Source organism: Streptomyces sp. CBMA152 (assembly GCF_014596475.1).
Taxonomy (GTDB): Bacteria; Actinomycetota; Actinomycetes; order Streptomycetales; family Streptomycetaceae; genus Streptomyces.
This window is the reverse complement of the sequence record NZ_MECJ01000011.1, coordinates 429,844-436,386: the sequence shown is the minus strand read 5'-3', so window position 1 is coordinate 436,386 and position 6,543 is coordinate 429,844. Positions and strand designations below refer to the sequence as shown.

5 protein-coding genes and 1 pseudogene are annotated in these 6,543 nt (G+C 70.2%); 4 read left to right on the top strand and 2 right to left on the bottom strand.

Annotation, left to right across the window (positions count from 1 at the left end; all coding sequences use genetic code 11):
- The 4 genes and pseudogenes from BG418_RS11800 to BG418_RS11785 form a co-directional block, all read left to right on the top strand.
- Positions 1 to 293: pseudogene (locus tag BG418_RS11800) on the top strand (Crp/Fnr family transcriptional regulator); the annotation flags it as partial.
- Between the two features lie 50 nt (positions 294 to 343).
- Complete coding sequence (locus BG418_RS11795) at positions 344 to 1,552, top strand: family 2 encapsulin nanocompartment cargo protein terpene cyclase (protein WP_223184652.1); 1,209 nt, start codon at positions 344 to 346, stop codon at positions 1,550 to 1,552.
- 97 nt (positions 1,553 to 1,649) lie between these two features.
- Entirely contained in the window at positions 1,650 to 2,516 is an 867-nt protein-coding gene (locus BG418_RS11790; RefSeq protein WP_188273706.1) for a geranyl diphosphate 2-C-methyltransferase, read from the top strand.
- 134 nt (positions 2,517 to 2,650) lie between these two features.
- Entirely contained in the window at positions 2,651 to 4,579 is a 1,929-nt protein-coding gene (locus BG418_RS11785; protein ID WP_188273705.1) for an InlB B-repeat-containing protein, read from the top strand.
- A gap of 13 nt (positions 4,580 to 4,592) precedes the next feature.
- Here BG418_RS11785 and BG418_RS11780 read toward each other — a convergent pair whose 3' ends face one another.
- Positions 4,593 to 5,339, bottom strand: coding sequence for a DUF4142 domain-containing protein (locus BG418_RS11780; protein ID WP_188273704.1), 747 nt, complete (start codon positions 5,337 to 5,339; stop codon positions 4,593 to 4,595).
- Between the two features lie 48 nt (positions 5,340 to 5,387).
- On the bottom strand, positions 5,388 to 6,506 hold the full coding sequence (locus tag BG418_RS11775) for a serine protease (protein WP_223184651.1): 1,119 nt from the start codon (positions 6,504 to 6,506) through the stop codon (positions 5,388 to 5,390).
- Between the last annotated feature and the right edge of the window lie 37 nt (positions 6,507 to 6,543).

Here is a 6,543-nt window from a genome sequence, read left to right as displayed (position 1 = left end):
TCCCGACGTGGCGGGGGGTGCCGATTTTCCCGTGCGGGAAGATCCCGGTGACGCCGGAGCGGACGACGTCGATCATCTGTATGCGTACGGGTGAGGACGAGCAGGGTGTGATCGGGCTGCGGCAGAGTGGGATTCCGGACGAGATCGAGCCGAGTCTGTCGGTGCGGTTCATGGGGATCGACGAGCAGGCGATCATCTCCTACCTGGTGACCGCGTACTACTCGGCCGCGATCCTCGTGCCGGACGCGCTGGGTGTGCTGGAGAACGTCGAAGTCAGCCGCTGGCGTGGCTGACGACGTGTTCCTCGGCCTCGGCCAGCCATCTGCGGAAAGGCAGAACCCCCATGCCCGAGTTCATCGGTGCCCGTGTACCAGGGTGGGACGGGCCACCGACGCTGTCCCGCCCGCCCGCACCCGCCCCCGTACGTGACGCTGCGGCCGCCGGGACGGAGGCCCTTCACGGCCTCCTCTCCGGTCCCACGGGGCTGGGAACCTCGGCCGCCCGGCTGTTCGGGCCGCGCTCGCTGAGCGACGCGGAACAACCGGCGGCCGAAGCTCCCGACCCGTCTCCCACCCCGGCGCACTCGGATTCCACCGAGTCCACGATCCGCGTACCACCGCTCTACTGTCCCGACGCGGTCCGCGACGACCCGGCGCTCGCCGAGGAGGTCAACGAGCGCCTGGTCGACTGGGCCGAGGAGATCGGGATCTTCCAGGGGCGCCTCGAACGGCTGCGCTCGCACAACTTCGGGCGGCTGTTCATGCTCGCGCACCCCGACTGCGACGACCCCGACCTGCTGCTGGCGGCCGCCCGGTGCGGGCTGGCCGAATGGGCCGTGGACGACCACTGGGTGGACGAAGGGGACAACACCGAACCGGAGTTGCTCGGTTCGCGTCTCGCCATGGCCCACGCGGTGGTCGACCCGGTCCGCCTGCCGGCCCGGTATCTGCCGAAGTTCGAGGAGGTCGTCGATCAGGAACCCGTACTGCGGGCGTTCCGCTCCTGTCTGTTCCACCTCGAACAGATCGCCAGCCCCACCCAGGTCGCCCGGCTGCGGCATGAACTCGCCGTCATGTTCGTCGGATACGGACAGGAGGGGGAGTGGCGCAACTCGGGCCGCAGGCCCGCGGTGTGGGAGTACCTGCTGCACCGCTACGAGAACGCCTTCTACCCCTGCATGGTCCTCATCGACCCCGTGGGCGGCTATGAGCTGCCCGCCCACGAGTTCGCCGACGCACGGGTGCGCCGTACCTATCTGTACGCGGGTACGGCCAACGTCCTGCTCAACGACCTGTACTCGATGGCGAAGGAAGACCCCACCGATACCAACCTGCCCAACCTCATCGCCGCCGAGGAGCAGTGCTCGCTCCAGGAGGCCGTCGACAAGGCGGCCTGTCTGCACGACGAGCTGATGCACACGGTGGAGGCCGAGTGCGCCCTCCTCAGTGCGGCGGGATCACCCCAACTGCGGCGCTATCTGGCCGGGTTGTGGGCCTGGATGGGCGGCAGCAAGGAGTGGCACGCCACGAGTCCCCGGTACCACGGCGTATGACGCACGGAGCCCGGCACACCACGTACGTATGACGGGGGCGCACCACGCACCGCGTACGTATGACACCACACATGCAGCGGCAATCAGGAGAACCACCATGACGATTCAGGACACCACCAACACCCCTGCTCCGTTCCTCGCCAGTGCCTACCAGAAGTCCGTGGCCGAGTACTGGAACCGTGAGAAGAACCCCGTCAATCTGCGCCTCGGTGAAGTGGACGGCATCTACCACCACCACTACGGCATCGGGTCCGTGGACTGGTCCGTCCTGGAGGGGCCCGAGGAGACCCGGGAGAAGCGGATCACCGAGGAGCTGCACCGGCTGGAATGCGCCCAGGCGGATGTGCTCATGACCAACCTCGGTGACATCGCCCCCGACGACCGGCTGCTGGACTCCGGTTCGGGGCGCGGCGGCAGCAGCTTCGTCGCCAACCAGCGTTTCGGCTGCCGTGTCGACGGCATCTCCATCTCCGAGACACAGGTCGCCTTCGCCAATGGCCAGGCCGAGGACCGTGGTGTGTCCGACCAGGTGCGCTTCCATCTGAAGAACATGATCGACACGGGCTTCGAGTCGAACAGCTTCCGGGCCATCTGGAACAACGAGAGCACGATGTACGTCGATCTGTCGGTGCTGTTCCCCGAGTACGCCCGCATGCTCGAACACGGCGGCCGGTATGTGACCATCACCGGCTGCTACAACGACGCGTACGGGCTGCCGTCCCGGGCCGTGAGCGAGATCAACGCCCACTACATCTGCAACATCCACCCGCGCAGCGCCTACTTCAAGGAGATGGCGGCCAACCGCCTGGTCCCGGTGAGCGTGCTCGACCTCACCCAGGCCACCATCCCGTACTGGGAGCTGCGCGCCCGCTCGCCGCTGGCCACCGGCATCGAGGACGCCTTCCTCAGCGCGTACAAGGACGGCAGCTTCCAGTATCTGCTCATCGCCGCCGACCTGGTCTGACGGCCGCGCCGGTCCCCGACGGGAGGGACCGGCGCACTTTTCTGCTCCATCTGGTCGCCGCCACCGCGCCGAGGTGGCGGTCTTGGCCGAGCCTGGGCGTGATCGTGTCGATGACGTCCCAAGGAGACCCTCGCGTGCCCCGTCCCACGCAGTTGTCCGGCGCCGCGCTCATGGCAGCCGTCGCCCTCATGTCCACCGTGCCGCCCGCCGTCGCCGCCCCGGCCATCGGCGCGGCGGCCTCCGTCGGGCTCCACCGAACGGCAGCCGAGGCGCCCGGAGCATCCCGTACGGGTCGTATCGACTGGGCGGCGGGCGCCTTCGGCGCGGTGTGCGGAGCCCGGCACGGGACGGGGCCCGACCGCCGGACCCTGCGGTTGTTCGCCGACACCCGGGTGGATGCGGTGGCCGACCGCGTGTCGCGGGACCGGCAGGGCACCCTGCTGTGGTCCGGGCACATCGTCGGCCGCCCCGACCAGCCGGTCACCCTCGCGGTGGACGGCGCCTGCGGGCGGGGTGTGCCCCGGGTGGCCGGGGAGGTGCATCTGGGCCGTACGGAGTACAGCATCGACGCCGACCGGCCCGGCGCCTCCACCGTGCGCGAGCTCCCGGTGAACCGGCACAGCCTGCTGCACGACGACACCGTACGGGTCGCGGACCCGGCCGGTCCCCGGGCGGCACTCCCCACACCGCGCCCGCGTGCCGCGATCAGCGCGCCCCTCATTGACCTGCTCATCGGCTACACACCGGCAACCGTCCGCAACACCAAGGGCGGTGTACCGGCGCTCGACCTGAAGGTGAAGGCCGCCGTGGAGGGGACGAACACGGCCTACGCCACGAGCCTGGTGACGGCCCGGCTCAACCTGGCCGGCACCTTCACCACCAAGGAGTGGACCGGCAAGGCCGGGGACACCGACGGCATCACCAGCGCCCTGTCCGACCCGAAGGACAGCAAATACTCCAGCGCGTTCGCCGTCGACGCCCGCAAGAACCGCGACGACAAGGGCGCGGACCTGCTGCACGTACTGACCCAGTTCACTCCCGCGCCCGGCACGCTCTATACCGCCGGGACCGCGAACACACCCTCGCTGGTGCGTCTCATCCCGGGCGCCGACCCCGCGTACAGCACGGACCACGCGGCGTTCGGCGCGCAGCAGTCCGACACCCTCGGCACCTACCACCTCGCCCATGAGATCGGGCACAACTTCGGCCTCAACCACGACTATCTCACCGACCCCATCGACCCCGCCGCCAAGGGATACCGGGCCGGAAACCTCAACCCGTACTACCCCGACAACCACGGTTTCCTGCCCAAGAGCCGCACCTGGACGGACATCATGGGCTACACGATGGCCTGCGCCGACGAGAACCGCTGTGAGACCAAGCTCTGGTTCTCCAACCCCCGGCAGAGTTACGAGGACGCCCCACGGGGTGTGCCGCTGGGCGAGCCGCAACCGGCCGACTGCGTACGCGTCATGAACCTCACCGGCCCCGTCCTCGCCAACTACCGTACGCCGTCGGACAGTACGGCCACCCCCCGCTACGCGCTCACGGCCGCGCCGGACGACCCCGAGCGCGGCACGGTGACCCCTGCGGCGACCGGTATGTTCGGCAAGGGCGACCAGGTCACGGTCACCGCCGCACCGAAGTCGGGCTACAGGCTCGACTACTGGACCGTCGAGGGCCGGATCCAGTCCAGCCGGGCGCCCGAGTTCACGGTCACCATGGACGGCAACCACTACGTGAGCGCGCACTTCGTCGAGACCACGGACACACTCACCCAGCTCCCGGCGACCATCACCAAGGTGTCTCCGGCCACCGGCCCGAAGTCGGGCGGTTACACCGTCACCCTCACCGGCGCAGGTCTCTCCGGCACGACGGCTGTATACGTCGGCACACGCACCGCCAACGGCTTCAGCGGCCGCCCGGCGAGCGGGGTGAAGGCGGTCGACGACTCGACGGTCACCTTCACCGCACCCGCCTGGCCGACGGCCGCGGCCGTGCAGATCGCGACCGTGGCGAACGGGGCGCTGACCGGGTCGGCCGACTTCACGTACACGTCCTGACCGCGCGGCCCGGTCAGTAGCCGGGTGTACCGGGGTCGGCCCCCGGCTGCTGCGGGCTCATGGACGGTCCGGGCTGGGCGGGTGCGGCCGGCGGGGGATTCGAGCCCGCGACGGGCGGCGGCGGGCCCGTGGGGCTGGCCGTCGCGGTGGCCGCGCCCCGGGCGAGCCCGTCGAAGTCCACGAATCCCGTGCTCTCCAGGACCTTCATATGGTCGAGCACGGTGGTGTTCGCGTCGTCGGCCAGCTCCCGCACCAGGGTGTTGCGGGTGTTCGCACGTATCTGGGCGACCAGGGCGAACACCTGCCCGTGCGCCGAGCGCAGGAAGTTGGCGAAGTCGCTCTCGTACTTCTTCCCGTTGTCGCCCGACAGCGTGCGCAGCCAGCCCTGCTGCAGGGCGTTGGGCTGGCTGGGGAGTTCCATGTTCAGCTGGGCCGCGACTTCCCGTACCCGCGCGTCGAGGAAGGTGTGCCCCTGGACCAGGTGTTCACCGGCCGTCTTGACCGCCGTGGTGGGGGCGCGCTCGATGGCCTGCTGTCCCGCGGGCATCTCCCAGAGCCCGGCGAGGCGCACGCGCGCGACGAAGTCGCGGTCGGCGGCGGACAGCGGTCCCCAACGGGTGGGCACGGTACTGGCGTTGAGGTTGGCGAGTCCGGTTCCGGAGCGGTCGGCGTACGACCAGATCGGGAAGGCCAGCGCGGCGATGGTCGCCATCAGTGCGACCACGACGAGGCCGGTGCCGGAAAAGACGATGCGCCGCAAAGGTTCCTCCTGGAGTGGGGTGGGGGTGGTTGGCCTGGGGAAGGTGGCTCAGTGGTCGGCGAACCGTGCGCTGACCGTGTCGAAGACCTTTCGGGCCTGCGGGCCCAGCCGTGGTCCGGCCAGCCAGACGGACGGAGTCGGGCCGATGGACGTGTTGGAGACGAGCGCGAGCGTTCCGTCCGCGCGGCGGGTGAGCCAGCCGCCACCGGAGGCGCCGCCGTTCATCGTGCAGCCGACGCGGTACAGCGTCGGCTGGTCGTCGGCCATGGAGAGCCGCCTGGCGGGGCCGGTGCAGCGGAACATCGAGAAACCGTCGAAGGGTTTACGGGCCGGATAGCCCCACACGCCCACCGGCACACCGCTCGCCGTCGGCGAGGTGTCGAAGTCAACCTGCGGTGCGGCGGTACCGATCGTCTCCTCCAGCGAGCCGGTGACCCCGCGTGCCTGGCGCACATGGAAGACCGCGAAGTCGAACGGCGCGCCCGCGCCCCCGGTCGCGGCGCCCGTACTGATCCACTCGGGCGAGGTCTCGGCCCAGTCGGCCCACCAGGTGCCCAGCGGGGCGATCGCGGTCAGGGAGCCCCCGGCGCGCCTGTTGCCTCCGGTGTCGTTGAAGTCGGGGACGAACACGACGTTGCGGTACCAGCCCCCGGCGCGCCCCGCGTGGACGCAGTGCCCGGCTGTCCACACGAGATCCGACCGCCCCGGGTGCGCGGGATCGTGTACCACGGTGCCCGAGCAGACGGCGGGCCCTTCCGGAGTGTCGAAGAAGATCTTGCCGGAGGCGCCGGCGTGCTCACGGTAGGGATGGTTCTCGGGCTGAGCCGGTACGGGCGAGGGCGCCGGGTCCGACACGCCCTGGGCGTCGGCGACACCCGCGCCGACCGTGTTGCTCCACCCCTGCGCCGCGCGCATACGGTCCGTACCCCATACGCCGTCGACCACCGGGTTGATGAAGTCGCCCGCCCGGCGCAGCCATTGGTGCACGTCCCAGTTCCGCCAGTCGCCGGACGCACCGCCGGTCCCGTGCGAGCCCGCGGGAAGCGCCGCTCCCGCGAGGGCTCTGTCGTCCGACGAACCGCCGACCACGAGATACCCGGCGCCGAGCAGCACCAACGTGGTGATGAACGCGGCCCAGGCGTATGACGCGCGGCGCGTGAGTGACATGCGGGTGGCCTCCTGCCCTGGGGGACGACTCGACTCG

Excerpts from the sequence above, each read along its gene's own strand:
- BG418_RS11795 (WP_223184652.1), top strand. The coding sequence starts at position 344 with ATGCCCGAGTTCATCGGTGCCCGTGTACCAGGGTGGGACGGGCCACCG.
- BG418_RS11790 (WP_188273706.1), top strand. The coding sequence starts at position 1,650 with ATGACGATTCAGGACACCACCAACACCCCTGCTCCGTTCCTCGCCAGT.
- BG418_RS11775 (WP_223184651.1), bottom strand. The coding sequence starts at position 6,506 with ATGTCACTCACGCGCCGCGCGTCATACGCCTGGGCCGCGTTCATCACC.